Source organism: Salinicoccus jeotgali (genome assembly GCF_039538805.1).
In the GTDB taxonomy this organism is placed as follows: domain Bacteria; phylum Bacillota; class Bacilli; order Staphylococcales; family Salinicoccaceae; genus Salinicoccus; species Salinicoccus jeotgali.
On record NZ_BAABCK010000047.1, the window covers coordinates 1 to 3,308 of the forward strand.

Genomic DNA, 3,308 nt, shown 5'->3' on the forward strand with positions numbered 1-3,308 from the left:
AATTCATCCATGGTAATATGGGTGTAGGTCATGCATGATCACTCCTATGATTTCTTTTGTCGGAAAACCATTTTGAGTGTATCATGTGTGACCGTTTTATGTGTCTAGCTTAATTTTACAATCGGCGTGATGAAATTAAAATCCACACTAGTACAGCTAATGTAGGCGCACGCATCATATCCTACATAGATTATTTTACAACCGATAAGGAGAACCTCGTCATCCGCTCGGAAGAGGAGTATTTGATGGTTCAGAAATCGGCCATCATCTGCGCAGAGGTGCAGGGTAGAACATTGACCATATATACAAATGATAAACAAATCGCGACGACAAACAAAAGTTTGAGTGCGTTGATGGAAGAAATGAAATCCAAGACATTTTTAAAAGTGTCAAAATCAGGGATGTTGAATATTCAAATGATTGACCGTGTCGAACCTTCATTTTCCGGAAACTTGATTGCACGCATGAAGAACGATAAAAAAATCAGTATTTCAAGACGCTATGTTGGAGCATTAAAAGAAAGGTTGGGAATATGATGTTAACGAACATAATAAAAAATGTCTCAGTTGCCGTCGGCCTTGGGAGCTTCATATATCTTTTGAATGGGATTTCAGGTTCAGTAGAAGTGCTTCATCCTCAAGAAATCATCTCCGTATGGATTGCCTCTATGATGATAGGCTTTGCCTCTATGCTACACTATACAAATTTATCGCAGTTATTCGTTACACTAATCCAACTAGCGGTAGGAATTACTTCATTCACGATAATTGCATTGTTTAACGGGCGGATAGCACTCACGTCAGTGGATATTCTATCCTTTGCAAGCTTGACATTAATCATTATGCTTATCATCTACACGGTCTCCTATATTATCGTGTTGATAGAAAGCAAAAAAATTAATAACAAGTTAGGTAATAAATAGGGGAGGCTGCCTCATAATCCCTCTAATGTTTATTTAGACCAGATAAGATAAATAGAAATTCATACAATAAAGCTCAGTTTTCTCGCTTCAAATGAGAGAATTGAGCTTATATATATATCTAATTATGTAATCTCCAAGCCACTACATGACTGGACTATTCCATGAAGCTATTCTATTTAAGATTTTGCATATCCAATACATTAATAATAACGCTATACGTTATAAAATTGAGCACCAATTATAAAAATAAAATTGTCCTTCTTATTTAAGTTTGTTAACATTGATAGGTCTTTCATGTTATCAGGTAGTAAAAAATAAGTGGATTATATAATATTCCACAAACAATAAGGAGCGCGTCAATGAAGAATTCTTCAGATCCCGAAAGTAAAAAGTCGTCCAGTGTATTCAAGTATTCGGTTTTAATAATTGCTTTGCTGGTAATTATCGGTGCAATCAACCCAGAATCATTTGGAGCTGTTGCCGGAGCCATATCAAATTGGGTAGGTGACTACTTTGGATGGTACTATATGATCATTACCTCCATCACATTGTTCTTCTGTATTTTCCTTGTCTTTAGCCCCATCGGAAAACTAAAGTTGGGCAAACCGCACCATGAGCCAGAGTTCAGCACCCGTTCATGGTTGACCATGCTATTTAGTGCAGGTATGGGAATTGGTGTCATATTCTATGGTACATCCGAACCCATTGCACACTTCGTCGCACCAGCCACAGCTAGTCCAGAAACAGAAGAGGCCTTGCATGAGTCCATCCGTGCAACTATATTCCACTGGGGAGCACACGCATGGGGCATGTACGGTGCAGTTGCCTTGGCACTCGCCTATTCCCAGTTCAGAAAAGGTGAACCTGGACTGCTTTCTAAGACTTTGCGCCCAATATTAGGTGATAAAGTCGACGGACCCATCGGAGTCTTCATCGATGTGCTCACTGTCTTTGCTACAGTGATCGGAGTGGCTGTCTCACTTGGTGTCGGCACTACACAGATCAACGGTGGCCTGAATCAGTTGTTCGGCCTTCCAATCAATCTGACCGCCCAAGGCGCAATTATTGCTGGTGTCACAGTCCTCTTCCTCATCAGTGCATGGAGCGGATTGTCAAAAGGAATCAAATATTTGAGCAATCTCAATATGATTTTGGCAGGAATACTACTCATAACCGTCCTTATACTAGGCCCGACCATGCTCATATTAAATATGCTGCCAACTGCTACTGGAGAATACCTCAATACATTTTTGGCGAAGACCCTTGACGCAGCCCCGACTAACACTCATAAAAATGAATGGCTTCAATCATGGACAATCTACTACTGGGCCTGGTGGTTAAGTTGGAGCCCATTCGTAGGTATCTTCATCGCACGTGTATCAAGAGGCCGTACTGTTCGTGAATTTGTTATTGCCCTTATTTCCGTACCGACCACTATCGGCATTATCTGGTTTACGGTATTTGGTGTTACTGGCGTTGAAATTGCTAAAGAAGTACCATCGATAGTTGAACTCGGTCCAGAAACACAGTTATTTGCCATACTGAATGAGTTACCACTTAGCCTGCCGCTTTCGATCATAGCGATTATATTGATATTTTCATTCTTTATCACGTCTGCAGATTCTGCTACATTTGTGATAGGTATGCAGACATCAAATGGTTCATTGCGTCCTTCATCGAAATTGAAGATCATCTGGGGCGTCAGCTTGTCCTCGATTGCTTATGTGCTGCTCCTATCAGGTGGGGAAACGGGTCTAGAAGCCCTCCAATCTGCAGCCATCATAGCAGCCTTACCGTTTAGCTTCGTAATCATCATGATGATGATTTCATTCTATAAGGATGCCAACGAAGAGAGGAAATATCTGGGTCTCACTATTACCCCGAACAAGCATCGGATGAAAGAGTACCTCAGTAAAGAACAAAAAGAATATCAGGCACAAAAAGATGCAGGTATAGATGAAAGCGAGCTATAATCTGATATAAAAAGAAGAATAGCCTAAATGATTAACCTAAGCTTACATGACATCTTTATTAGGCTACCGTTCTCCAACTGCTTTTGGAGAACGGTAGCCCAATTTTTCTTGTATACTTTCTTAGTTATCTACTTTGATGATTTATTAATACATGAATATTTTTCATGTAGATTTTTTAAAATTAATGGGATTTTATTCCTTAATATTACTCTAGAATAAAGAAATGCCTTTCTGTCTTATAAATAAAAATAATACTTGCTTTAACTAGAAAAGGCTGACAGAAGGACTGATTTGACCCCCTCCAGGTTTACAGATGAAATAAAACATCTGTAAACCTGGAGGGGGTTCTTTTATGACTGACAAATATTATTCATTTGAAGAAAAGCTGAAAATGATTCAGGAATTGAGGGTAG

General features: G+C 39.4%; 3 protein-coding genes. All 3 read left to right on the forward strand.

All coding sequences use genetic code 11. The annotated features are described in order from the left end of the window. Positions 1 to 245: 245 nt before the first annotated feature. The 3 genes from ABD734_RS07980 (at position 246) to ABD734_RS07985 (ending at position 2,895) form a co-directional block, all read left to right on the forward strand. Positions 246 to 536, forward strand: a complete 291-nt coding sequence (locus ABD734_RS07980; protein WP_344703153.1) for a LytTR family DNA-binding domain-containing protein — start codon at positions 246 to 248, stop codon at positions 534 to 536. Beyond that, positions 536 to 922, forward strand: a complete 387-nt coding sequence (locus ABD734_RS12025; protein WP_425568388.1) for a DUF3021 family protein — start codon at positions 536 to 538, stop codon at positions 920 to 922. The genes ABD734_RS07980 and ABD734_RS12025 overlap by 1 nt, the downstream gene beginning before the upstream one ends. Before the next feature lie 359 nt (positions 923 to 1,281). After that, positions 1,282 to 2,895: a BCCT family transporter gene (locus tag ABD734_RS07985; RefSeq protein WP_344703155.1), complete on the forward strand. Its 1,614-nt coding sequence runs from the start codon at positions 1,282 to 1,284 to the stop codon at positions 2,893 to 2,895. The last annotated feature ends 413 nt before the right edge of the window (positions 2,896 to 3,308 follow it).